Annotated in this window: 24 protein-coding genes; 9 read left to right on the top strand and 15 right to left on the bottom strand. The window is 67.4% G+C overall.

Annotated features, from left to right (window positions below):
• Window positions 1–95 precede the first annotated feature (95 nt).
• From rpe to AC07WJ_RS33930, 5 genes are all read left to right on the top strand, one after another.
• Window positions 96–779, top strand: coding sequence for a ribulose-phosphate 3-epimerase (gene rpe, locus AC07WJ_RS33950; protein ID WP_494939152.1), 684 nt, complete (start codon window positions 96–98; stop codon window positions 777–779).
• A gap of 503 nt (window positions 780–1,282) precedes the next feature.
• Window positions 1,283–1,765, top strand: coding sequence for a hypothetical protein (locus AC07WJ_RS33945; protein WP_494939151.1), 483 nt, complete (start codon window positions 1,283–1,285; stop codon window positions 1,763–1,765).
• A gap of 51 nt (window positions 1,766–1,816) precedes the next feature.
• Entirely contained in the window at window positions 1,817–2,521 is a 705-nt protein-coding gene (locus AC07WJ_RS33940) for a DUF2259 domain-containing protein (RefSeq protein ID WP_494939150.1), read from the top strand.
• Between the two features lie 81 nt (window positions 2,522–2,602).
• Window positions 2,603–3,910 (top strand): adenylosuccinate lyase, encoded by a 1,308-nt coding sequence (gene purB, locus AC07WJ_RS33935; protein ID WP_494939149.1) that lies wholly within the window; start codon window positions 2,603–2,605, stop codon window positions 3,908–3,910.
• A gap of 4 nt (window positions 3,911–3,914) precedes the next feature.
• Complete coding sequence (locus AC07WJ_RS33930; RefSeq protein ID WP_494939148.1) at window positions 3,915–4,469, top strand: RBBP9/YdeN family alpha/beta hydrolase; 555 nt, start codon at window positions 3,915–3,917, stop codon at window positions 4,467–4,469.
• A gap of 21 nt (window positions 4,470–4,490) precedes the next feature.
• Here the strand turns inward: AC07WJ_RS33930 and AC07WJ_RS33925 are convergent, their stop codons facing one another.
• A complete protein-coding gene (locus AC07WJ_RS33925; RefSeq protein ID WP_494939147.1) occupies window positions 4,491–5,270 on the bottom strand; it encodes an HpcH/HpaI aldolase family protein in 780 nt (259 codons plus the stop codon).
• Between the two features lie 271 nt (window positions 5,271–5,541).
• Here AC07WJ_RS33925 and murI point away from each other — a divergent pair, with 271 nt between their 5' ends.
• Window positions 5,542–6,384 carry a glutamate racemase gene (gene murI / locus AC07WJ_RS33920; RefSeq protein WP_494939248.1) on the top strand — a complete coding sequence of 281 codons (843 nt, stop codon included), beginning with the start codon at window positions 5,542–5,544 and terminating at the stop codon, window positions 6,382–6,384.
• A 172-nt stretch (window positions 6,385–6,556) separates the two neighbouring features.
• Window positions 6,557–7,174 (top strand): 30S ribosomal protein S4, encoded by a 618-nt coding sequence (gene rpsD / locus AC07WJ_RS33915; protein WP_494939146.1) that lies wholly within the window; start codon window positions 6,557–6,559, stop codon window positions 7,172–7,174.
• Window positions 7,175–7,560: 386 nt separating this feature from the next.
• On the opposite strand, the gene AC07WJ_RS33910 is transcribed toward rpsD, so the two are convergent.
• From AC07WJ_RS33910 to purC, 11 genes are all read right to left on the bottom strand, one after another.
• Window positions 7,561–8,175, bottom strand: coding sequence for a glutathione S-transferase (locus AC07WJ_RS33910; protein ID WP_494939145.1), 615 nt, complete (start codon window positions 8,173–8,175; stop codon window positions 7,561–7,563).
• Between the two features lie 122 nt (window positions 8,176–8,297).
• Window positions 8,298–9,452 carry a hypothetical protein gene (locus AC07WJ_RS33905; protein WP_494939144.1) on the bottom strand — a complete coding sequence of 385 codons (1,155 nt, stop codon included), beginning with the start codon at window positions 9,450–9,452 and terminating at the stop codon, window positions 8,298–8,300.
• A gap of 217 nt (window positions 9,453–9,669) precedes the next feature.
• A complete protein-coding gene (gene grxD, locus AC07WJ_RS33900) occupies window positions 9,670–10,026 on the bottom strand; it encodes a Grx4 family monothiol glutaredoxin (protein ID WP_494939143.1) in 357 nt (118 codons plus the stop codon).
• A 37-nt stretch (window positions 10,027–10,063) separates the two neighbouring features.
• The gene (locus AC07WJ_RS33895; RefSeq protein WP_494939142.1) at window positions 10,064–10,297 is read right to left on the bottom strand and encodes a BolA family protein; all 234 of its coding nucleotides are present in this window, start codon (window positions 10,295–10,297) and stop codon (window positions 10,064–10,066) included.
• Between the two features lie 15 nt (window positions 10,298–10,312).
• The gene (gene purL / locus AC07WJ_RS33890; protein ID WP_494939141.1) at window positions 10,313–12,541 is read right to left on the bottom strand and encodes a phosphoribosylformylglycinamidine synthase subunit PurL; all 2,229 of its coding nucleotides are present in this window, start codon (window positions 12,539–12,541) and stop codon (window positions 10,313–10,315) included.
• Window positions 12,542–12,722: 181 nt separating this feature from the next.
• Entirely contained in the window at window positions 12,723–13,421 is a 699-nt protein-coding gene (gene purQ, locus AC07WJ_RS33885) for a phosphoribosylformylglycinamidine synthase subunit PurQ (protein ID WP_494939140.1), read from the bottom strand.
• Between the two features lie 48 nt (window positions 13,422–13,469).
• Complete coding sequence (locus tag AC07WJ_RS33880; RefSeq protein WP_494939139.1) at window positions 13,470–14,165, bottom strand: hypothetical protein; 696 nt, start codon at window positions 14,163–14,165, stop codon at window positions 13,470–13,472.
• Between the two features lie 94 nt (window positions 14,166–14,259).
• On the bottom strand, window positions 14,260–14,499 hold the full coding sequence (gene purS / locus AC07WJ_RS33875) for a phosphoribosylformylglycinamidine synthase subunit PurS (RefSeq protein ID WP_494939138.1): 240 nt from the start codon (window positions 14,497–14,499) through the stop codon (window positions 14,260–14,262).
• Window positions 14,500–14,614: 115 nt separating this feature from the next.
• The gene (locus tag AC07WJ_RS33870; RefSeq protein WP_494939137.1) at window positions 14,615–15,163 is read right to left on the bottom strand and encodes a hypothetical protein; all 549 of its coding nucleotides are present in this window, start codon (window positions 15,161–15,163) and stop codon (window positions 14,615–14,617) included.
• Window positions 15,164–15,283: 120 nt separating this feature from the next.
• Window positions 15,284–16,009 carry a hypothetical protein gene (locus tag AC07WJ_RS33865; protein ID WP_494939136.1) on the bottom strand — a complete coding sequence of 242 codons (726 nt, stop codon included), beginning with the start codon at window positions 16,007–16,009 and terminating at the stop codon, window positions 15,284–15,286.
• Between the two features lie 91 nt (window positions 16,010–16,100).
• Window positions 16,101–16,889 carry a phosphoribosylaminoimidazolesuccinocarboxamide synthase gene (gene purC / locus AC07WJ_RS33860; RefSeq protein ID WP_494939135.1) on the bottom strand — a complete coding sequence of 263 codons (789 nt, stop codon included), beginning with the start codon at window positions 16,887–16,889 and terminating at the stop codon, window positions 16,101–16,103.
• A 264-nt stretch (window positions 16,890–17,153) separates the two neighbouring features.
• Between purC and AC07WJ_RS33855 the strand changes: the two genes are divergently transcribed.
• The gene (locus AC07WJ_RS33855; protein ID WP_494939134.1) at window positions 17,154–17,474 is read left to right on the top strand and encodes a DUF1476 domain-containing protein; all 321 of its coding nucleotides are present in this window, start codon (window positions 17,154–17,156) and stop codon (window positions 17,472–17,474) included.
• A 108-nt stretch (window positions 17,475–17,582) separates the two neighbouring features.
• On the opposite strand, the gene AC07WJ_RS33850 is transcribed toward AC07WJ_RS33855, so the two are convergent.
• From AC07WJ_RS33850 to AC07WJ_RS33840, 3 genes are all read right to left on the bottom strand, one after another.
• Window positions 17,583–18,875: a TadE/TadG family type IV pilus assembly protein gene (locus AC07WJ_RS33850; RefSeq protein ID WP_494939133.1), complete on the bottom strand. Its 1,293-nt coding sequence runs from the start codon at window positions 18,873–18,875 to the stop codon at window positions 17,583–17,585.
• Window positions 18,876–19,197: 322 nt separating this feature from the next.
• On the bottom strand, window positions 19,198–20,541 hold the full coding sequence (locus tag AC07WJ_RS33845; protein WP_494939132.1) for a vWA domain-containing protein: 1,344 nt from the start codon (window positions 20,539–20,541) through the stop codon (window positions 19,198–19,200).
• Between the two features lie 231 nt (window positions 20,542–20,772).
• Window positions 20,773–21,975, bottom strand: a complete 1,203-nt coding sequence (locus AC07WJ_RS33840) for a TrmH family RNA methyltransferase (RefSeq protein WP_494939131.1) — start codon at window positions 21,973–21,975, stop codon at window positions 20,773–20,775.
• A gap of 206 nt (window positions 21,976–22,181) precedes the next feature.
• Here AC07WJ_RS33840 and AC07WJ_RS33835 point away from each other — a divergent pair, with 206 nt between their 5' ends.
• Window positions 22,182–23,402 (top strand): NADP-dependent isocitrate dehydrogenase, encoded by a 1,221-nt coding sequence (locus AC07WJ_RS33835; protein WP_494939130.1) that lies wholly within the window; start codon window positions 22,182–22,184, stop codon window positions 23,400–23,402.
• Window positions 23,403–23,638: the final 236 nt, after the last annotated feature.

Here is a 23,638-nt window from a genome sequence, read left to right as displayed (position 1 = left end):
GTGCCGTCTCGCACTGCGGCAGACAAGCGCGGATCAGCTCCTCATTGCCCGCGCACCTTGCCGCATGGTACCGGCTGCGCGACACGGAGACTGCGATGACCAAGCCCATCCTGATCGCCCCCTCGATCCTGGCCGCCGATTTCTCGAAACTCGGCGAGGAGGTGCGCGCCGTCGACGCCGCCGGCGCCGACTGGATCCATCTCGACGTGATGGACGGCCATTTCGTGCCGAACATTTCCTTCGGGCCGGACGTGATCAAGGCCATGCGGCCGCACACGCAGAAGGTCTTTGACGTGCACCTGATGATCCAGCCGGCCGATCCCTATCTGGAAGCCTTCGCCAAGGCCGGCGCGGACATCATCACCGTCCATGCCGAGGCCGGCCCGCATTTGCACCGTTCGCTGCAGGCGATCCGCCAGCTCGGCAAGAAGGCCGGCGTCTCGCTCAATCCTTCGACGCCTGAGAGCGTGCTCGACTATGTGCTCGACATCACCGACCTGATCCTGGTCATGACGGTCAATCCGGGTTTCGGCGGCCAGGCCTTCATCGCCTCGCAGGTCGACAAGGTGGCGCGCATCAGGCAGATGATCGCCGGCCGCGACATCGTCATCGAGATCGACGGCGGCGTCACGCCGCAGACCGCCCCCCTGGTGGCCGCCGCCGGCGCCGACGTGCTGGTTGCCGGCTCCGCCGTGTTCAAGGGCGGCCCGGCACATTACGCCGCCCATATCGAGGCGATCCGGGTCGCCGCCGACAGCGCCCGCGGCACGATGGTGTGAGGAGCGGCCGCGTGAGACGGGCCGCGACGCGCAATGTCGCCGGCCGGTCCAGTACACAGCCGTCAAAGGCCATTCTCGTCTTGGCTGGGCTTGTCCCGGCCATCCACGAATTCAACGCGGGCGACCCGCGCCGAGCTTCGTTGAATTGTCGACGAGAGCCTTTCGGAACAAAAGTCGTGGATGCCCGGGACAAGCCCGGGCAAGACGATGCGAGAACCGCTCCGCCTTTTCGGCAATGCGGGCATATCTGCTCGATCGCCAATCGCCGACCATCTCCCTCCCCTGCCCCAAGGTGATTCAGACCCCGTCAACGGCTGGCCGGTAAGCTTCCGGTCATGGCGACGACTCAGGCAGCGAATGTTCAGGAGAACGGTGCGGACGAGGCCGGCGAGGCGCCGGTTCGCCGGCCCCGGCGACCGCGCTCGGCCGCCAATCCCGCGGCGGCGCCCCGGCGCACGGCCAAGCCCGCGCCTGCGAAAGCGGCTGCCGCGAAGCCGGCGCCCATGCAGCAGGACGACGGCCCCTGGCGGCGCGCGCTGAAAGTCGGCTTCTGGGTCATGCTGGTGGCGATCGCCGCCGCCGCGACCTTGTCGATCCGCGCCGGCCATGCGCCGTCCTGGCGCAGCCTTTCGGTCGTCTGCCTGCAGGCCGTGCCGCTCTTGCCCGGCATGGCGCTGTTCTGGCGCGCGCTGGAGGCCCTGCGCAGCCGGTTTGCCGGCGCGCCCCTGGCGCTCTGGCTTGGTCTCGCGCTGATCGGCGCGGCAGCCACCATGCTGATCGCGCCCGGCATCGTCTTCGCCATCCATTCCCGGTCGCTGGCGATCGCCGAGGACCTCGACGGCGAGATGACCGTCTGGCACCACCTCTTCGGCCTCGGCTACGCCTTCTCGCTTTACGTCGCAACGGCGTTCCGGCTCTGGTGGCCGTGGGGCGCCCTGCTGCCGGTCATGGTGGCGGGGCTGTTCTGGCGCGCCCACCGGCGCTGATTGCCCGGCCGCGCCACTCCTGTCAGGCTGTGACCTGACCGGGAGACGTGGATGATCCGCAGGTTGATGCTGCTCTGGGCCGTGCTGGCCTCTGTCCCGGCGGCGGCGGGCGATATCGCGACCCGCTCCATTCTCGGCTTCAATGCCGACGGCAGCCGCTTCGCCTTCGAGGAATATGGCACCGCCGACGGAAGCGGTTTCCCCTATGCCAATATCTATGTCGTCGATACCGCGCGCGACGCCTGGGTCGCAGGCACGCCGGTGCGCGTCCGCCTCGAGGACGAGACGAAAACTGTCGCCGAAGCGCGCGCCGCGGCGGCCGCCCGCGCCCGGCCTCTGCTGTCGGGCATCGCCGCCCCGGGAGAGCTGGTTGCCAGCAATCCGATCTCCGAGCTTTCCGCCGATCCGCACCGCGTCCGCTTCGTGCCGCGGATCGTGCATCCGCCCGTCGATCCGCCGCTGACGCTCGAACTGACCGAATATGGCCTGCCTTCGCCATCGCCTTATGACGAAACCAATGGCTTTCGACTGGTGCTGCGGACGGCGGAGACCACGCGCACCCTGCACGAGGACAAGGCGATCCCGCCGAGCCGGGGCATTCCGTTCAACTACCGCATCGCCGACGTGATCACCTACCATCCCCCTGTCGGCAGCAATGCGGCGCCGGTCCTGGTCGTGCTGATCCTGGTCCTGGCCAAGGGCTTCGAGACCCCCGACGGCCGCCATCTCGCGGTGGCGGCGACGCTTGCACCGTGACGTGGCCGCCTTGCCGATTTGCCGCGATGGCGCGCGCCTGCTAGACCGCGCGCTATCCCCTTTGTCCGCCGAGGCCCCGCGATGATCCCGCGCTATTCCCGTTCCGAGATGACCGCCATCTGGGATCCGCAGACCAAGTTCCGCATCTGGTTCGAGATCGAGGCGCATGCCTGCGACGCGCTGGCCGAGCTCGGCGTCATTCCCAAGGAGGCCGCCGCCAATATCTGGGCGCGCGCCAAGGACGTCACCTTCGACGTCGAGCGGATCGATGCCATCGAGCGCGAGGTCAAGCACGACGTCATCGCCTTCCTGACCCATCTCGGTGAATTCATCGGCCCCGACTCGCGCTTCGTCCACCAGGGCATGACCTCCTCGGATGTGCTCGACACCTGCCTGAACGTCCAGCTGGTGCGCGCCGCCGACCTCCTGATCGCCGACACCAAGGCCCTGCTCGCCGCGCTCAAGCGCCGCGCCTTCGAGCACAAGCTGACCCCCACCATCGGCCGCTCGCACGGCATCCATGCCGAACCGACCACCTTCGGCCTGAAGCTCGCCCAGGCCTATGCCGAGTTCGACCGTTCGCTCGGCCGCCTCGAGGCCGCGCGCGAGGAGGTCCGCACCTGCGCCATCTCGGGCGCGGTCGGCACCTTCGCGCAGATCGATCCGCGGGTCGAAGAGCATGTCGCCAAGGCCATGGGGCTGAAGGTCGAGCCGGTCTCCACCCAGGTCATCCCGCGCGACCGCCACGCCATGTTCTTCGCCACTCTCGGCGTGGTCGCCTCCTCGGTCGAGCGCCTGGCCACCGAGATCCGCCACCTGCAGCGCTCGGAAGTCCTGGAAGCGGAGGAATATTTCTCGGAAGGCCAGAAGGGCTCTTCCGCCATGCCGCACAAGCGCAACCCGGTGCTCACCGAAAACCTCACCGGCCTCGCCCGCCTGGTGCGCGGCATGGCCATGCCGGCCATGGAGAACGTCGCGCTCTGGCACGAGCGCGACATCTCGCATTCCTCGGTCGAGCGGATGATCGGCCCGGACGCCACCGTGACGCTCGACTTCGCCCTCGTCCGCCTCACCGGCGTCATCGACAAGCTCCTGGTCTATCCTCAGACCATGCAGAAGAACCTCGACCGTCTCGGCGGCCTGGTCCATTCCCAGCGCGTGCTGCTGGCCCTGACCCAGAAGGGCGTGTCGCGCGAGGACGCCTACCGGCTGGTCCAGCGCAACGCCATGCCGGTCTGGCGCGGCGAAGGCGACTTCCTGACGCTGTTGAAGGCCGATGCCGACGTGCGCAAGGCGCTGAGCGAGGCCGAGATCGAGGAAAAATTCGACCTCGGTTATCACCTGAAACATGTCGATACGATCTTCAGCCGGGTGTTTGGAGCGAGCTGATCCGATGCGCACTGCCGACACCGATATCCTGATCGTTCCCGGCTACACCAATTCCGGCAACGACCATTGGCAGTCGCGCTGGGAAGCCAAGCTGCCGACCGCCCATCGGGTCAATCTCGGTGACTGGCACAAGCCGGACAAGGCGCGCTGGGTCGACAGCCTGGCGACCGCGGTCGCTTCCTGCAGCCGTCCTGTCGTGCTGGTCGCCCATTCGCTCGGCGTCATCGCCGTCGCCCACGCCGCCCCGCTATTTCCGGCCGGCGTCGTCCACGGCGCCTTCCTGGTCTCGATGCCCGATATCGAGCAGGGCCTGGACATTCCTGAGGTCGAGCGGGCCTTCGCGCCGATCCCGCGTGAGCCGCTGCCCTTCCCCTCGGTGCTGGTCGCCAGCCGCAACGACCGCCATTGCAGCTACGAGCGCGCCGAGGATTTCGGCTATGCCTGGGGCTCGGCTTTGTCGGACGCCGGCGAAGCCGGCCATATCAACTCGGCTTCCGGCCATGGACCATGGCCGGAAGGATTGATGCGGTTCGCTGGCTTCATGAAGACGCTCGGCTGACCGGAGGCGCCGGTCCGCGGCTCAGCCGCGGACGACCTTGAGGGCTGCCTGCGCGCCGCCACGGATGATGATGGCGTCATTGACCAGCGTAATGAAGCCCCAGCCCTGGCCCGCCAATTCCTTGGCCTTCTCGAAGCTCGGCGCATAACAGCCGGTCAGCTTGCCGGCCTTCTTCGCCGCTTTCATGATCGTGTCGAAGGCATCGACCACCACCGCGTTGTTCGGGTCGAGCTTGGCGCCCTTGAGCAAGGTGATCGAGAGATCCGAGGGGCCGGCGAAGACGCCGTCGATGCCCGGCACGGCCAGGATGTCGTCGACCGCGGCGAGCGCCGCCGTGGTTTCGATCATGGCGAGCGTCACCGTCATCGTATTGGCCTGCTGCAGGTATTCCTGCGGGCCGAGGCCGGTGAGCTGCTGGAACCGGTTGCCGCCCCAGGAGCGGTCGCCGAGCGGCGGGTATTTGGTCGCGGAGGCGAAGCGCTTGGCGTCGGCAACCGAATTGATCATCGGCGCGATGATGATCTCGGCGCCGACGTCGAGCAGCCGGGCCGCGCCACCGAAATCCTCGAGCGCGACGCGGACGCCGGCCGGCTTGCCGGCATGGTTGACCGCCGAGATGCCGCGCATCGCGCCCATCAGGTCGATCGAGGAATGCTGCATGTCGAAAGTGACGGCGTCGAAGCCCTCGCGCGCGATCGCATCGGCGATCAGCGGCTCGGGCATGCTCAGCCAGGCGGTGAACAGGCTCTCGCCGGCGCGGAGCCGCTGGGCCAGCGTGTAGGGTTTCGGCGTCTGGTGCATCAAGTCCTCCCGGGGTTTTCGACGATTAAGTGGCCGGGATTGGATCGATCCGTCAACGCCAAGATGGTGCGCATCTGCGATGTCTTGGGCCGGCCCGGCGCGTACACCCCGGCGCACCGGCGCGGCGGCGTCCGCGCTGGCAAAAACTTAACGCTTTTCAACCAAAATCCGGCCAATTGTCGCGTGAAGGTTCGTGATGCGTATCACCTTCGATCCAAAGTCCCGGGACCTCGGGCCGTTCGGCCCGACAGCCTTCGACCCCTTTGCCGGCATGCACCAGACCATCAAGCCGAGCGCCGACATCGCCTCGCGCGCCCCCACCATCCTTGTTTTCGATTCCGGCCTCGGCGGACTCACCGTCCATCGCGAGATCGCCAGGGCGCGGCCCGATGCCCGCTTCGTCTATTGCGCCGATGATGCCGCCTTCCCCTATGGCCGGCTCGACGAGGACCATCTGATATCCAGGGTCCTGGCCGTCATGGAGCGGCTGATCGCCGCCCATCGGCCGGATTGCGTCGTCATCGCCTGCAACACCGCCTCGACCCTGGTCATGCCGCATCTGCGCCAGCGCTTCGCCCTGCCCTTTGTCGGCACGGTGCCCGCGATCAAGCCCGCCTGTGAGCAATCGGCATCACGCCTCGTCAGCGTTCTGGCGACCCCCGGCACGGTCGCCCGCGACTATACCAAGGCGCTGATCGCCGAATTCGGCCTCGGCTGCGCCGTGACGCTGGTCGGCTCGCCCCGGCTGGCGAGCCTCGCCGAGGCGGTTATGCGCGGCGAGCCTGCCGACGAAGCCGCGATCGCGGCCGAGATCGCACCCTGCTTCGTCGTCGAGGACAAGCGGCGCACCGATTCGGTCGTGCTCGCCTGCACCCACTATCCGCTGCTGGTCGAGACCTTCCGGCGCGTCGCGCCTTTCCCCGTCGCCTGGATCGATCCGGCGCCGGCCATCGCGCGCCGGGTCGTGCAATTGCTCGGGCCGGCCCGCCATGCGGCCCACCGGCTGCCCGGCATCGCCTTGCTGACCGATGGCGCCGCGCGCGCGGCGCTCGCGCCGGTCTTTTCCGGCTTCGGTCTCGCCGAAACCCGCGTCGATCCGCTGCCGCTTCATTGACATCGCCGGCCGCTGTCGGTATGGACGCCGCTTCTCGACGGATCGCTCTCGGGCGAACCGCTGGGATTTTGCGCACCCGCGATCGGGCTTCGGCCTGGTCTGTCGTGTTCCCCTGGAGGGGAGCAAGAGGAGGGCGCGTCTCCTATCGAACGAAAACGACAAGGGACACGCGATGTCGAAGCGTCACGCCGCCAAGTATAAAATTGACCGCCGGATGGGCCAGAATATCTGGGGTCGTCCGAAGAGCCCGGTCAACCGCCGCGAATATGGCCCGGGCCAGCACGGCCAGCGCCGCAAGAGCAAGCTCTCGGACTTCGGCACCCAGCTGAAGGCCAAGCAGAAGCTCAAGGGCTATTACGGCAACATTTCCGAGAAGCAGTTCCACGCGACCTATACCGAGGCCGTGCGCGTGAAGGGCGATACCGGTGAGAACCTGATCGGCCTGCTCGAGCGCCGCCTGGACGCGGTCGTCTACCGCGCCAAGTTCGTGCCGACCGTGTTCGCCGCGCGCCAGTTCGTCAACCACGGCCACATCAAGGTCAATGGTCGCCGCGTCAACATCCCGTCCTACAAGGTCAAGGTCGGCGACGTGATCGAGGTCAAGGAAGCCTCGCGCCAGATGATCCTGGTGATGGAAGCCGTCCAGTCCGGCGAGCGCGACGTTCCCGACTACCTGAGCGTCGACCACGGCAAGATGTCGGCCACGCTGGCGCGCATCCCGACCCTGTCGGAAGTGCCCTACGCGGTTCAGATGGAACCCTCGCTGGTCGTCGAATTCTATTCGCGCTGATTGGTTTCAGCCACCGAGACTGCAAAAAGGCCGCTCTTCGGAGCGGCCTTTTTCGTTGGGGGGAAGTGGTATGGGGGCGAAGCCGTCCAACCGGTCGCCGGAGGCTCTCTATGTCATCCCCGGCGAGCGAAGCGAGGGGAAGGGGATCCAGGAGTTGCAGGGCTGAAACCTCGACGCTGCGAAACCTTCGGGACGAATCGCCTACCTATGCACGGATTCATGCGCTGAAAGCGCAGCCAAGCGGCCCCTGGATCCCCTTCCCCTCGCTTCGCTCGGCCGGGGATGACGTAGTGCATAAGCCGGAGGTCCGTGGCAATCGGAGGCGGCGAGCCAAGCGAGCGCCTTAAAGCTGCAGGGCCCCTCGCCTTCGCCAGCCCCCTCCCTCCTCACGGCGTCTCCCTGTCGATCGGCCAGTGCTTGAACACGTCCGTCGCCTCGCAGCGCGCGGCGTGTGCCGCCAGCGCCGGGAAGGCATCGGCCGGGACCGCGTCGGGAATGGTGAAGCGGATGAAGCCCCAGGCCACCGCCGCGCCGATCGAACCATGGCTCCAGGGTTCGGGTCCGCCCTTCCATTGGTCGCAGGCGATGATGTCGAGGGCGGCCAGCGCCTCCTCGAGCTGCTCGCGCACCCGGTCGAGCCAGGGCTGGTAGCGGATCGCCTCGGGGCGCTTGCGCTCATATTCGATGCCGATCGCCTTTTCGCAGGTGACGATGGCAAGCCCCGTGGCGCGCAGATCGGCGACCCGGGCTGCGGCCGCGGCCGGGCGCAGCGACCGGCCCGCGACATCTTCCAGGTGCTGGATGATCAATTGCGATTCCATCAGCACGGTGCCGTCGTCGGCGACCAGCGACGGCGCCTTGATCAGCGGATTGATCGCCCGAAACCGGTCCATGTGCCGGAACACCGAAACCGACTGGTGTTCGAAGCGAACACCGAGCAGCGTCCCGGCGATCGCCGCGCGCCGCACATAGGGACTGTCGAGCATACCGACGAGTAACATCGAGACCTCCTGCCGTTGCGGCAGAAGGTGATCGAGAACGGGAGCGCTAGCAAATGGAGTGATCTGATCGGAGGATCACCGGATTTGATGGATGCTCCCCGGCCAAGGAGTTCCCGGCACGCTCACCAGGAGCGGCGCGGACCGTCATCGATATGGATCAGGCCATTGCGATAACGCTTCACGCCGCCGAGTTCGGGGCGCATGCGCAGGAACGCGATGACCGCCGCGCCATTGCCGCTGACGCGGAAATCGGCCGCCCGGCAATCCTTGTGATAGGAGCCACGCCAGTCGTCGGTGCGGACGAAACGGCCGTTGCCGCGATCGGTCGAGCGCACCAGGATCGGCCCGAAGCGCATGGCGACGTCGTTCAGCGCGCGCCGGACCACGGGCGGCAGGCAGGTCAGCGGCACGCCGGGATCCGGCATGACCCGCTCGCCGGCAATGCCGGTATTGCGCTCGACGCCCGGCGTGCCCGGCAGGAAACGCGGCCAGTCGCGCGCGCCGCTGTCGGGCGGCAGCGAAGCCAGCACCGGCCCGCGCGCCGGCGTCGGCGTCGATACGACCGGCGGCGCCATGGCGGGCGGAGCGCCGGCGGGCGCGGCGGGAATCGTCATGGTGGTCGCGGTGCCGTGCGAGGCGAGCACCACGGGGCTGGAGGAGGTCGAAGCCAGCACCGGCGCGGTCGCCACGGCCGGGGCCGGCGTCGCGACGGCGGCGGCGATCGCCGCTTCGCCGGCCGGCCGCGCCACGGGAACCGGTGCGGCGAAGGCGACCACGGCCGCCGGCAGCGCCGCCGCCTCCTGAGCCTCGACCGCGCGCGCGGCCGAACGCGAGAAGGCGCCGGGAATGATGATGCGATCGCGCGGCTCGTCATCCGGCCAGACCTGGGCCGGGGCGGCGGTCGTGGCCTCCTCGACGGGGGCCGGCGCCGCGGCCATGGCCTGCGGCAGCGTGGCCATGCCGGCGGCGATGGCGGCCGGCGCCGAGGCCTGGGTGATCATCACGCGCGGCGCGGCCGCCGGGCGCGGCAAGGGCAGCGGCGCGGCCAGTGCCGCCGTCTCGTGCTGCAGCTGGCCATTGCCGGCGGCCGGCGGCACGGCGGCGCGCGGCGTCGGCGCGATGAAGGTGGGAGAGAGGAGATTGAGCGGCGCTCCGACACCGGAGGCGTGGCCTGCCTGAAACCCGAGGCCCTGCTGGGCGAGCGCCGCGCAGGGGGCGCCAAGGGTCAGGCCCAACGTCACGGCGGCAACTTGCGATCGGAACAGGGCAGCTGTCATGTCGGTCGGGCGCTCTTAAGGCTTACGATCGCGCCATGCGCGATCCTGGGCTTTGCGAAGCGCCGGCCAGCGGCGCGCGACGGAGAGGAGGCCAGCGACGCAGCGCCTCCGTTCTTGCTCCTGTCGCAATCGATTGTGGCAACTTCTGGGCAAGGGTCTCTCGACGGCCTCCTGGACCGTCGAGCGGCAGCCGGAATCCGGCCGGAAAGATGCGCGATCAGCTCGCCAGGTCGCGAACCGGAACGCCCTTGCTCTTCATCAGCTCGAGCAGTTCGCCCGACTGAAACATCTCGCGGGTGATGTCGCAGCCGCCGATGAACTCGCCCTTGACGTAGAGCTGCGGGATGGTCGGCCAGTTGGAATAGTCCTTGATGCCCTGGCGGATATCGTCGGCATCGAGCACGTTGACGCCTTTGAAGGGAACGCCGAGATAGTCGAGAATCTGGACGACCTGGCCGGAAAACCCGCACATCGGGAACTGCGGCGTGCCCTTCATGAACAGCACGACGTCGCTGCCCTTCAGTTCGGCATCGATCTTGGCATGAGCCGGGTTGGTCTGCGCTTCCGTGGTCATGGCGTTCTCTCGCTCAACGATGAGACTTGATTGGAAATCAATGGGGTGCGCTGGTCGTCAGCGCAAGGGCATGCAGCACGCCGCCCATCTTCCCCTTCAGCGCCGCATAGACGATCTGGTGCTGCTGGACCCGCGACTTGCCGCGAAAGCTCTCCGAGACGACGGTCGCCGCGTAGTGATCGCCGTCACCGGCGAGGTCCTTGATCTCGACGGAAGCGTCGGGCAACGCGTCCTTGATCATCTGCTCGATATCGGCCGCCGCCATCGGCATCGTCGTCGCTCCCTCTCAGGCCGCCTGCCCCATATAGGCCGGCAGCCACGACTCGAACCGCTCGGCCAAGTCCTTGATCAATATGGGTGCCTCGCCGGGGAGGGTCAACGCGGACCCGCCCGTCGTACCCAGGCGCGTCAGCATGACGCCGGCGCCGGCGGCACGCGCCGCCAGCCGGTCCATGTCCTGGGCCTTCACCGTCAGCGCATAGCGGGCCTGGTCCTCGCCGAACCAGAAGCCATGCGCCGGCACTTCGTCCGGCACGCTGTCGACGGTGATGCCGATCTTGCCGGCCATCGCCATCTCGGCGAGCGCCACCAGCAGGCCGCCGTCGGAAACGTCGTGGCAGGCGGTCAGCATTCCCTCGGCGATCAGCCCGCGGATGAATTCGCCGTGGCGCCGCTCGAGCGCGAGATCGACCGGCGGCGGCGCGCCCTCCTCCCGGCCCAGGATGTCGCGCAGATAGACCGACTGGCCGAGCCAGCCGTCGGTATTGCCGAGCACGAAGACCTCGTCGCCGGCGGCCTGCAGCGCGACGCCGACGCTCTTGGTGAAGTCGTCGATGACGCCGACCGCGCCGATGGTCGGCGTCGGCAGGATCGCCCGGCCGAAGGTCTCGTTGTAGAGGGAGACATTGCCCGAGACGACCGGGAAGTCGAGCGCCCGGCAGGCTTCCCCGATGCCCTGGATGCAGCCGACCAGCTGGCCCATGATTTCCGGCCGCTCGGGATTGCCGAAATTGAGATTGTCGGTGACCGCCAGCGGCGTGGCGCCGACCGCGGAGATGTTGCGATAGGCTTCCGCCACCGCCTGCTTGCCGCCCTCGACCGGATCGGCCTCGCAATAGCGCGGCGTCACGTCGGCGGTCATGGCGAGCCCCTTCGGGCCGTGCTCGACGCGCACCACGGCGGCATCGCCGCCCGGGCGCTGCACGGTATTGCCGAGGATGATCGAGTCATATTGCTCATAGACCCAGCGCTTGGAGGCAAGGTCCGGCATGCCCATCAGCTTGACGAGCGCCGCGCCGTTCGACAGGGGCGGCGCGATGCTCTCCGGCTCGATCGCCGCCTTGGGCGCGGTCGGCACGTGCGGCCGGTCATAGAGCGGCGCCTCGTCGCCCAGCTCCTTGATCGGCAGGTCGGCCTTGACCTCGCCGTGGTGCTTGACCACGAAACGCAGCGTATCGGTGGTGTGGCCGATGACGGCGAAATCGAGCCCCCATTTGCGGAAAATGGCCTTCGCCTGCTCTTCCTTCTCGGGCTTCAGCACCATGAGCATGCGCTCCTGGCTCTCCGACAGCATCATCTCGTAGGCCGTCATGCCGGTTTCCCGGGTCGGCACGTTTTCCAGGTGCAGCTCGACGCCGAGATCGCCCTTGGCGCCCATTTCGACCGCCGAACAGGTCAGGCCGGCCGCGCCCATGTCCTGGATCGCGTTGACGCAGTCGAGCGCCATGATCTCGAGGCAGGCTTCCAGCAGAAGCTTTTCGGCGAAGGGATCGCCGACCTGCACGGTCGGCCGCTTCTCCTCGGCACCCTCGCCGAATTCGGCCGAGGCCATGGTGGCGCCGTGAATGCCATCACGGCCGGTCTTGGAGCCGAGATAGACGATCGGCATGCCGACCCCGGTCGCCTTGGCGTAGAAGATGCCGTCGGTCCTGGCGAGGCCGACCGCCATGGCGTTGACCAGGCAATTGCCGTCATAGCGGGTGTGGAAACCGACCAGGCCGCCAACGGTGGGCACGCCGAAGGAATTGCCGTAGCCGCCGACGCCGGCGACCACGCCGGACACCAGATGGCGGGTCTTGGGATGTCCGGGATCGCCGAAGCGCAGGGCGTTCAGGGCCGCGATCGGCCGGGCGCCCATGGTGAAGACGTCGCGCAGGATGCCGCCGACGCCGGTGCCCGCGCCCTGATAGGGCTCGATATAGCTCGGGTGGTTGTGGCTCTCCATCTTGAACACCGCGGCCAGGCCGTCGCCGATATCGATGACGCCGGCATTCTCGCCCGGCCCCTGGATCACCCAGGGCGCCTTGGTCGGCAGGGTCTTCAGGTGCAGGCGGCTCGACTTGTAGGAACAATGCTCGTTCCACATGGCCGAGAAGATGCCGAGCTCGGTAAAGGTCGGCTCGCGGCCGATCAGCGCCAGGATCCGCTGATACTCGTCCGGCTTCAGCCCATGGCTCGCCACCAGTTCCGGGGTGATCTTCGGCTCTGGAATGCTCTTGGGTTCGTTCGGGTTCATGCCGTCTTCCGCCGCGGGGCCAAGCTCATGCCGGCCGCGGACCTTGGCGTCGCCCGTCCTGCCACCGGCTCAAGCGATGCAAGTAACCGCCGCGGGCTCATTTCGCAACGGCGAAACGGTCTGCCATGCCGGGATCGAATGGCCTGTCCGCAATTTCCCGGCGGGCCGGCGGCACCGCCGATCAGGCGGTTTCCAGCGCCTCGGCCAGGCTTTCGAACAGCGCCCGGCCATCGGTCGAACCGATCGCGGGATCCACATGATTCTCCGGGTGCGGCATCATGCCGAGCACCCGGCCATTGTCCGAGACGATGCCGGCGATCGCATTCATCGCCCCGTTGATATTGGCGGCCTGCGAGACCACGCCGGCCGTGTCGCAATAACGGAACAGCACGCGGCCTTCCGCCTCCAGCCGCTTCAGCGTCTCGTCGTCGGCGATGTAATTGCCCTCGCCATGGGCCACCGGCACTTCGATCACCGCGCCGGCATTGTAGCGCCGGGTGAACGGCGTATTCGACCGCTCGACCCTGAGATGAACGTTGCGGGCGATGAATTTCAGCGAGGAATTGCGCATCAGCGCCCCCGGCAGGAGACCGGCCTCGCACAGGATCTGGAAACCGTTGCAGACGCCGAGCACGAGCCCGCCCTTGGCGGCATGGGCCCTCACCGCATCCATGATCGCGGCACGCGCGGCGATCGCCCCGCAGCGCAGATAGTCGCCATAGGAGAAGCCGCCGGGCAGGACCACCAGATCGGTGCCCGCGGGCAGCGCGGTATCGCCGTGCCAAACCATGGCCGGCTTGACCCCCGAGGTCAGCTCCAGCGCATAGGCGATGTCGCGCTCGCGATTGGAGCCGGGGAAGACGATGACGGCGGCTTTCATCGGAAGTTCTCCTTCAGCGCGGACCCCTACCCGACCGGCGCGCCGACGTCAAAGCCGTGGCGCCGGCGAAGCGGCGGGAGCCTGCGGCGCGGTCGTCTGGATGACCTGGGTGGCGCCCTGCCCGTCCGGACGCGGCCCTTCCCGGATATCGATGCGATCGAGGATCTGGTCGCGGTTGCGCCGGGCGAGCGCCCGGTCGGTCGAGAATGACTGGACCGAGATCATCAGGTTGCCGGCAAAGGCGAAGCCGCCGACCTGATAGATCACGGGCGACCCGGCATCACGCCGGCGCTCGATTTCCACCGCGATGCCGGGCTGTCCCTTGAAGGTCGCGACCCGGCTCAGGATGATTCGATGGCGCGCCCCGTCGCCGCGCGCGGACGCCACCAGTTCGTTCAGTTCGTTGCGGCCGGGCATCTGCTCGGTGGCGATGCGCTCCAGCGCGGCCCGGTCGGGCGCGCGCGTCTGGGTCGGGGTATAGGAGACCACCGCGAAAGCCGGACTCGGGCAGGACAATTGCCGGCAGACATGGAAGGTCACCTGCTGCGGGGGCCGGTTCGGCCGCCTGAGCGCCCCGGAGCGGATCAGCCATTTGTCCGGATCGATCGGCCGCTCGGAAATGCGCGAGGCGCCGGGTGCGATCGGCGTGTTGGGATCGACGGCGCGAAAGCCGGTCTGCGCGCCCGTCTGGGCACAGGCGCCGAGCGAGACGGCCAGGAGGGCGGCGAGCAGAGGCGTTTTCACGGGGATATCCTGAGGCCCGGGACGAGCCTCGGTTTTCCCATCGGGGCCCGCTTCCGTCCATGAGGAATTGCACGGAGGGACTGGCCCTCCGAGGTCACAGGATCTCGATGCGGTAGTTCTCGATCACCGTATTCGCCAGCAGCTTGTCGCAGGCCGCCTTGATCGCGGCCTCGGCCGCGGCCTTGTCGCCGCCATCGAGTTCCAGGTCGAACACCTTACCCTGGCGGACGCTGTCGATGCCCTCGACGCCCAGGCTCTTCAGCGCGCCTTCGATCGCCTTGCCTTGGGGATCCAGGACGCCGGTCTTCAGCGTGACGGTGACGCGGGCCTTCATCGCTTGGCACTCCTCGGCGGCTCGGCGGGATCCGGTCCCTCTAAACCGTGGCGCGCGCCGGATCAATGCGATCGCCGGCTCATTCTCCCGAAAACCGCCGTACCCCGCGCAAACCTCAGCGCGCCGGCGCCGGTTTGCCGCCGATCTGGGCGGCCAGCATCACCACCGGCAGGAAGACCTGCAGGTTGGCCCGCGCCATGCTCTCCACCGTGGCGGTCGAGACCAGGCTGTAATGGCGCTGGCCGTCGGAGAACACCGAGGTCGCCAGATATTCGCGCCGGCCGTCGGCATGACTGATCGTCTTGACCGCGGTCTGCACCTTGGCGCCGGCGACCTCGCTTTCGGCGATCTCGACGAGGTCGACCCGCAGCACCCGGCCGCCACTGCCTTCGACCATCCTGCGGTTCATCGATTCGTTCTGGGCGCGAAAGACGGCGAGGCTCGGCAGCGGCCCGTCCGGCTGCTGGCGATAGCTGGCCACCGACCCCTGGCCGCAACTGGCCGGGGCCGTGCAGCGATAGAACACCGTGCCGGTCGGGGCGACGCTGCGCTCCCAGCCATCGAGCGACATGGCGACACCCTGGGCGCGCGCCGCCCCGCCCGATACGGCCAGGGGCACGGCAAGGCAACCGGCGGCGACGATCGAGAGCAAGGCACGGCGCATGATGGTCTCCAGGGGCGGCCCGGCGCATCGCCGGGCTGCGCCACGATGCCCGGGCAAGGTTTCGGCTTGATCACGCGGCCTCGGCCACGCTGAAACAGCGGCAGCGGCCAGCCGTGGCCGTCATTGCGCCAGGCTGAGCACCGGCAACACGGCATCCGCACCCGACGTCCGGCGCAGCCGCGCCGCGCCACGCGCCGGCTCCTGGAACTGCCGCGGGTTCGACAGGTTGGCGTCGGCCGCGGCCTTCACCGCTGTATCGACGACCCCGGGCCTGGCCCCGATCACGACCACCACTCTCAGCCGGTCGCCCCAGGTCCGGGCCAGCACCGCCGCATGGGCGACCCGCGCGTCACCCTCGGTGCGGCGAATGGTCAGCGTGAAGCCGCTCAAGGCGCGATGGCGCAGGCGATGGGCGGTGGCGGTGACCGGCCGCGGCATGCGCCGCGCGGCGATCGCCGGCGGCACCGAGCGGTTGGCCTCGGCCACCAGCCGGCGCCGGGTCTGGTTGCCCGCCACCACGATCCGCGCGAGTTCGGACGGGTTGCGCAAGCTGCGCGTCAGGCTGCGCGCCTCGGCGCCCCGTGCCTCGAATATGGCAACGGCCACCTTGGCCGGGCAGGTCTCGGTCTCGCACATGCCGACGGCGCGCGGCACCACGGTATCGCGGGTGAGCCAGATGCCGACCGGCACGAACATCCAGGGATTGTCGCCGCCCTCGCTGCCGGTTTCGATCGGCCGCAAGCCTTCGACGACCACGGGCGCATAGGCACAGGAGGCGAGCATGGTGAGCGACGCCACTCCGGCCGCCACCGCCCGCATCACCTGCCCAAGCACGCCAAACGTCATTGCGGGTCTCGTTGCCCCGGGGGTCGGACACTGAAACGGGGACCGCGAGGCCCCCGTTCGATCGTCGTTCGGCCTGGCCGCGCGGCCGGCGCTACTGCACCAGCACCGGGCCGGTCGCCCGCTCGTTCTCGCCCATGACGCCAAGGCGCCGGGCGACTTCGGTATAGGCTTCGATCAGGCCGCCCATATCCTTGCGGAACCGGTCCTTGTCCATCTTGTCGCTCGACTTGATGTCCCACAGCCGGCAGGAATCCGGCGAGATCTCGTCGGCGACGACGATGCGCATCAGGTCGTTTTCCCACAGGCGCCCGCATTCCATCTTGAAATCGATCAGGCGGATGCCGGCGCCGAGGAACAGGCCGGACAGGAAGTCGTTGACGCGAATGGCGAGCGCGATGATGTCGTCGATCTCCTGGGGTGTCGCCCAGCCGAAGGCCGTGATGTGCTCTTCCGAGACCAGCGGGTCGTTCAGTGCGTCGTTCTTGTAATAGAACTCGATGATCGAGCGCGGCAATTGGGTGCCTTCCTCGATACCGAGCCGGGTCGACAGCGAACCGGCGGCGACATTGCGCACCACCACCTCGAGCGGAATGATCTCCACCTCGCGGATCAACTGCTCGCGCATGTTGAGCCGGCGGATGAAATGCGTGGGGACGCCGATATCGTTCAGCTTGAGGAAGATATATTCGGAGATGCGGTTGTTCAGCACGCCCTTGCCGTCGATGACCTCATGCTTCTTGGCATTGAAGGCCGTCGCGTCGTCCTTGAAGTGCTGGATCAGCGTTCCAGGTTCGGGCCCCTCGTACAAGACCTTGGCCTTGCCTTCGTAGATGCGGCGTCGGCGGCTCATTGGGATATACCGTGGCTTGAGGAAGTCCATCTCTCTCCGGGGCTCCGGGCTGCCGGTGACCCGCAGCGGGACGGGCGAGCGCTGGTCGCAATCGAGGGAATCGAAAGCGCGGGCGCTTTTGCCCGCAAGTCTCTCCTATCCGATCGTGCGCCGCAGCACAACGACGCCACCGGTCCGGAATTCGCGACCTGCGACGCCTTTGCTCTCGCCAAAGTGGGGAGGCCGCGCCTATATGCAAGCCCGTGGGGTCAGCCCCCAGGCCATTCCGATGTCAAAGCAAGAGACCATTGCGCCATGAGCACTTTCGACAAACGCGAGGACGAGTTCGAAAAGCGATTCGCCCATGACGAGGAACTGCGCTTCAAGGCGACGGCCCGCCGCAACAAGCTGCTCGGCCTCTGGGCCGCGGAAAAGCTCGGCAGGACCGGCGCCGAGGCCGATGCCTATGCCAAGGAGGTCGTCCAGTCCGACTTCGAGGAAATCGGCGACCACGACGTGCTGCGCAAGGTCAAGGCCGATCTCGACAAGGCCGGCGTCGACCAGTCCGAGCATCAGATCCGCCGGACCATGGACGAGCTGATGGCCATCGCCGTCGCCCAGATCAAGGCCGGCTGAGCCGGCTCCGCACGATGCCGTGACCGGCCCGCCATTCGGCGCCGCACGGCATCGGCGCAGGCCCGAAGAACCGGCCGGGCGCGTCGTTTTCGGCTGCCGGCGCCTCGCCTATTGCGTCAGGCGTCCGGAGGCCACCGCCTTTTGAAACAGCGCGCTCATCGCGCTCGCGATGCCGTCCGTCGGGCTCACCTCGAAATAGAGGCCCGGCGAGGCGCAGCTCTGCATCCGCGTCCCGATGGTGCTCTGGAACGGCGCGATCCAGCTGTTGTACCAGCTGTTGGTCGGCAGCGGCAGATAGGTGGTGTAGAGCACGGCGATCTTGATGCCGCGGTTCTTGATGGCGGTGCAGCCGGCCGTGTTGATCGGCTCCTGGCAGCGCCCGCCGGTCGTCGACCGGGTACAGGTGCTCGGGTAATAGGCGTCGGCGACGCCGTCGGAAACGAAGAACAGCACCTTTTGCGGCGCCGCCGCGGTCGAGCCGTCGCCCGGCGCGGGAATGGCCTGGTTGACCGCCGCCAGGGTGCCGTTGAAATCCGAGCATTGATCGTTGTTGTAGCCCTGGCTCGGGATCGTCATCAGATCGATCGCCGAAGCCGCGGTCTTGGCGCTCGACAGGCTGGCCGTCAGCGTGGTGATCGTGGTGAAGCCGGTCAGCACGCAGGACGAGCCGAACGTGTAGATCGCCGCCCGGAACTGGTTCGGCACGGTCGCCGAGGAGGTCGCCGTATCCATCAACTGCTGGGTCGCCTGCCGCACCACGTCGATGCGCATGGTCACGCCCAGCTTCTTGGCCAGCGTATAGTAATTGCCCGTGGGGTCGGACAGGTCGTGGCAGGCGAAGCCGCATTTGTCGGAGGTATTGGCCACCATGGTGGCGACATCGGCCGGGGTCGCGCCGACGCCCATCGACGGCGTGTTGTCGAGCAGCAGGTAGAAATCGATATAGGCCGGCAGGTTGGACGTCGCGTAGGACGTTCCCACCACCGTCATCGTCTTGAAGCCGGCGAGCCCCATGAACGAGGTTTGCAGGGTCGCGCTATAAGTGACGACCGCCGTGCGCCCGAGGCCGTTATCGGTCACCGTGGCGCTGACGGTGGTCGTGCCGGTCCGTCCCTTGCCGCCGGTTTGGGCGTTGAACGCATTGACCGCGTTGACCTGGGCCGCGGCCGCCGTCAGCGTCAGCGAGGCCTTGTTGACGGCGGCGAGCGCCGCCATGTCGGCCGCGGCGTTGAGCTTGGCCTTGGCCTGCGCCGCGACGCCGTAATCGACCGCCGCGCCGATGCACAACAGGATCGGCAGGATCACGATGGCGAAGATCAGGATGACCGAGCCCCCGGCCTCGCCGCGAAACCGCGCCGCGGCGGCGCTGAGCCGGCCGGGCAGCGCAACTGTCGGCGCCATGCGTGCTGACGCCGCACGACGCAGGCTTGACGGCAGGAGGCCAAATTTCGACATGGCGGGTATCCAGCAACCGACTTGCCCGACTCCTAGGCAGCCGTCCTTTAAGAACCCCATAAATGCCTGATCGAAATGCCGGGTGATTCACGCAAATTGCGCGTTATTTATTCATAGCTGCGCATATGGTTTACGCAACGTAATCGATCCGCGTGCCCGATGCCCGCCGGCGCCGGGACAAGCCAGGGACAAACGTTTGGACAGGCGCCGAACGGACGCCTGTCCATGCGCGGGAGAAGTGCCGCGGAGTGCAGCCGGCGGCCCGTCGTCAGATCGACAGGCGCATCTGGCTGATCAGATCGGTAATCGCCCGGAACGCCGAATTGATGCCGGCCGCCGAGGTCACCGGGAAATAATAGGACTGGTTGCCCGAGGCCGGGGTCGCGCAGGCCTTCAGCAAGGCCTCGTCGCCGTCGATGACGCGGATGGTGAACAGCGTGATGCTGCGCGGGCTGGCGTTCTTGATCGCATCGCACATCAGTTTCGAGCGGGCATCGATCGACGACGACGAGGTGGTGAAGCGGTTCTCGGTATTCTCGCCATCGGTCAGCAGCACCATGAAGCGCAGCACTTCCGGGTCGGCGCTGGTCGTCTCGGTGAACGGGTTGTTGGCCGAGAGCGTCGCCAGCCCCAGTTGCATGCCGATGGTCACATTGGTATTGCCGGAAGGCTGCATCTTGTCGATGACCGCCCGCAGCGTATCGAAATTCGAGGTCAGCGGGTTCATCTGGGCGAGCGAACCGGTGCCGCAGGCGACCGCGCGGTAGCGCGTCGCGTCGCTGGTCGGAGCCGCGTCATTGACATCGTTCGGCTGGTCGCGGTCGGTCATGCAGCCGGTCCAGGCCGATTGGGTCGTCCTGAGCTTGCTCGCCAGGTCCGCATTGTCGAAGCGGATCCAGTTCGAGGTGCGGAACGCCGTGCCGACCGTGCCGGTGCCGATATTCACCTGGGTGTCGAACGGCACGATCGAGATGCGCACCTGCTCGGTGGTCAGGCGCATCGCCTCCATGTCGAGCAGGAACTGGCGCACGGCCTTCTTGAGCTCGGTCATCTTGCCGCTCGAGCTCATCGAGCCGGTATTGTCGAGCACCAGCGCGATTTCCATGCGCGGCGTCTTCCAGCGCGCCTGCGACACGACGTTGACCGCCATGTCCTTGATGCCGATGAGGCCCCACATCTCCGTCGCCAGGGAACTGTCGACCTCGACGCGGACGCTGTTGCCGTCCTTCACCACCCGGATCGCGCCGATCACATTCCTGGCGCCGGTGCCCAGATTGGCATTGACCGCGCGCGTCACCGCCGCCGTCAGCTCGGCCTCGGTCATGCGGGTGGCATTTTTCGCGGCGATCAGCGTCGCGGCGTCGACCGCCGCCTGCAGCTTGGCGCGGGCGGTCGATGCCCGGCTGTAATCGACGGCGCCGCCGATCATCGCCATGATCGGCACGATCGCCACGCAGAAGATGATCAGCACATTGCCGCGTGCGTCGCCGCGGAAACGCCGGGCGCGCTCGAGCGGCCGGCGCATCAGCGCGACGATACGCGTCGATGCGGAGACCCGTGACGGTCCGCCGTCACCGCGAAAACAGGTACGCCAGGCGCCGAGGAGGGACATGACTGAACGGTCCAGGGGGCGGCACGCCGGACGTCCGGCGGCACGCGTCGCATGGCTGCTGTCCTATGTAAAAACCCTTTAAGAAGCTCGTAAGCCGATCGCCGAAAAATGGGTCAATTCGATTCAAATTGGCGCAATCGGTGAAAGTCCGCGCGCATGGTTGACGCAACGTAATTCAACAGGGCGCCGATGGAGGCCATCGGCCCGCCCGGGCCGCCTGTTCCGGAACGGCTAGGCGCGCGGCGCCTGTGGCGCGATCCCGGCCAGCCGGTCGAGCGTTGCGCCGAGGTCCGCCTCGACCTCGTGAGCCGGCAGGATCACCACCTGGTAGCCCCTCTCGGTCAGCCAGTGCCGCTTTTCCGCGCGGCTCGCCGCGGCAGCCTCGCCCTGGGTCAGCGGCTCCAGGTCGATCACCAGGCGCAGGTCGAACGACACGATATCGGCGACATGCGGGCCGATCGGCACGGCGCGCCGGAACCCGCGGCCGGCAAAGCGCCGGTCTTTCATCATGGCTTCCCACAGGAGCCGCTCGGCCTCGGTCGGATTGCGCCGGAGCAGCCGGGCGATGCCGCGCACCGGGGCGGTGGCACCGCTCTTGTCGGCGGCCGCCTGCTCCAGCATGGAGCGCAGCGTCTCGGCACCGTCCTTGTCGAGCGAGCCCGAGCGCGCCGGCCCGCGGGCCCCCTCGGCGATGCCTGAAATGGCGCCATGCAGCGTCGCCAGGTCCTGGCGCGACGGATTCATGCGCTGGATGATGTTGCGCAGGTTGACCACCATGCTGTCGCGCTTTTCCGGCGGGCGGAAGAAGTCGACCCGGTCGAGCTCGCGTTCGAGCATGGCGTAGAAGGCCGCGAACTGGGCCTTCGCCGCCGGCTTCGAGCGCTCCATCATGGTGAAGGGCAAGGCCGCGTCATGGGCCTGGGTGAACCATTCGTAACCCAGCACCAGCACGGCCTGGGCGAGGTTCAGCGAGGAGAAGTCCGGATTGACCGGATAGGTCAGGATGGCGTCGGCCAGCGCCACCTCCTCGGCCAGCAGCCCGTTGCGCTCGCGCCCGAAGATGACGCCGACGGTCTCGCCGCCGGCGACCCTCGGACGCATGGCGGCCACCGCCTCGCGCGGCCCCAGCACCGGCTTGACCTGGCCGTGCATGCGGGCGGTGGCGGCATAAGCGAGCGTCAGGTCGGCGATCGCCTCGTCGAGCGAGCCGAACAGCTCGGCTTCATCAAGGATCCGGTTGGCGCCGGAGGCGGCAGGGTAAGCCTTGCCGTTCGGCCAGCCGTCGCGCGGCGAAACCAATCGCAGCCGTGCCATGCCGAAATTCGCCATGGCGCGGGCGGTCGTGCCGATATTCTCGGCCATTTGCGGCTCGACGAGAATGATGACGGGGCTGCCCTTTTCACGGGCGAGGCGGGTGATGTCGATACCGGGCATGGAGGTCTTTCGATCGGTCGGGCGGCGCGAGCCTATAGACGGGAATGGCCGCGATGTCGCGCCGCGCTGCAACACAGGCCATAGCCCATACGAGAATTTCGGGCTAAGAGGCACGCGCCAGTCACGGGAGCGCTGGATCTTTCGGGCGCATGTCCGGATGCACCGTGGCTGAGTCCTCCTCCGCTATGCGCTCTCAAGGCCGACCCATGTCGAAGATCAAGGTCGCGGGTACAGTTGTCGAACTCGACGGCGACGAGATGACCCGCATCATCTGGGACCTCATCAAGAAGAAGCTCATCCATCCCTATCTGGATGTGAATCTCGAATATTACGATCTGAGCGTCGAGCACCGCGACGCCACCAATGATCAGGTCACGGTCGACTCGGCCAATGCCATCAAGAAGCATGGCGTCGGCGTCAAATGCGCCACCATCACGCCCGACGAAGCGCGCGTGAAGGAATTCGGCCTGAAGGAGATGTGGAAGTCGCCCAACGGCACCATCCGCAACATCCTCGGCGGCGTCATCTTCCGCGAGCCGATCATCTGCAAGAACGTGCCGCGCCTGGTTCCCGGCTGGACCCAGCCGATCATCGTCGGCCGCCATGCCTATGGCGACCAGTACCGCGCCACCGATTTCAAGTTCCCCGGCAAGGGCACGCTGAGCATCAAGTTCGTCGGCGAGGACGGCAACGTCATCGAGCGCGAAGTGTTCAAGGCGCCGGGCGCCGGCGTCGCGCTGGCCATGTACAACCTCGACGAATCGATCAAGGATTTCGCCCGGGCCTCGTTCAATTACGGCCTGCAGCGCAATTACCCGGTCTACCTGTCGACCAAGAACACCATTCTCAAGGTCTATGACGGGCGCTTCAAGGACATCTTCCAGGAGATCTTCGACGCCGAGTTCAAGGCCGAGTTCGACAAGCGCAAGATCACCTACGAGCACCGCCTGATCGACGACATGGTGGCGGCTTCGCTGAAGTGGTCCGGCGGTTATGTCTGGGCCTGCAAGAACTATGACGGCGACGTCCAGTCCGACATCGTGGCCCAGGGCTTCGGCTCGCTCGGCCTGATGACCTCGGTGCTGCTGACCCCCGACGGCAAGACCGTCGAGGCGGAAGCCGCCCACGGCACGGTGACCCGCCACTACCGCGAGCACCAGAAGGGCAAGGAGACCTCGACCAATTCGATCGCCTCCATCTTCGCCTGGACCCGTGGCCTCGCCCACCGCGCCAAGCTCGACGGCAACGCCCAGCTGCAGCGTTTCGCCGACGAGCTGGAAAAGGTCTGCATCGACACGGTCGAGGCCGGCGACATGACCAAGGATCTGGCCCTGCTGGTCGGCGCCGACCAGAAGTGGCTCTCGACCACCGGCTTCCTCGACAAGGTCTCCGACAACCTGTCGGCTGCCATGGGCAAGTGGAACTGAGATCCGGGACCTCGGGTCCTTTGGTGACATGACGACCAGGCCCGGCGGATGGCGACATCCGCCGGGCTTTTGTTTGCGGCCCATGGCGACGACGCGTTCCTGCTGCCAGGCTGCAGAATCGACCCTCTCCCAGAGAGAGAGGGTGACGCCGTCAGGCGCCGGGTGAGGGGCCGTCCATCTCCGGAGGGGGCTCTCTGCGGCGCGAGCGTAGGGCCAGTCCTGCGCTCTCACGCCCC

The sequence above is a fragment of the Phreatobacter sp. GW821-FHT04C01 genome (assembly GCF_059420385.1).
The sequence above is the reverse complement of the archived record's forward strand: the minus strand, read 5'-3'. Positions and strand labels throughout refer to the sequence as shown.